Annotated in this window: 1 pseudogene; it reads right to left on the reverse strand. The window is 64.6% G+C overall.

Annotated features, from left to right (window positions below):
* Positions 1 to 479 (reverse strand): annotated as a pseudogene (locus ACU8YE_RS24030) (TIGR03752 family integrating conjugative element protein); the annotation flags it as partial.
* Positions 480 to 588: the final 109 nt, after the last annotated feature.

The following is a 588-nucleotide window of genomic DNA, read 5'->3' on the forward strand; positions in this document are numbered from 1 at the left end:
CCATCGCGCAACCCCAGGCCCACCGGCAGATCGGTGCCGCTCTTGTGATCGAGCGTGTCGAGACGGCGTTCCAGGTCTTGCAGCAGACCCTGGGTCTGTTGCTTGTCGCTTTGTGTCTGATCACGTTCGTCATGCAGGCGATCGCGCTCGGCGTTGACCGCGTTCTGGATGCGTTGATTGATGTCGCTTTCACGCTGATGCAGTCGTTCGTTCTCGGCGCGCTGCGCCTGGTTGTCGTTGACCGTTGCCTGGATTTCGCCGCGCAGCGCTTTCACCTGACCGACCAGCGTGGCGACCGTGTCGTGCGGCGTATCGCCTTCGATGCCGAGGGCCTTGAGCTCGGCGGGTGTCAGCGTGTCAGAGGCGGTGTTCGAATTCGCGCGCGGCGCGCGGTGTGCTGTCCACGTCTTGATCAGCCCCCACACCGCGAGAACCAGCACGGGGATGACCAGCCACTTGAGCAGGCCGTTACTTTTCATCGCCGGCTCCTTCGGTCGTGGACGGTGTCGTCGGATGCACGTCGATCGGGCTGATCGCGGGCAGCAGCGACGCCGGCAGGCCGTGGCCGCGCGTGACCAGATACACGAC

The organism is Ralstonia sp. VS2407 (assembly GCF_052950655.1).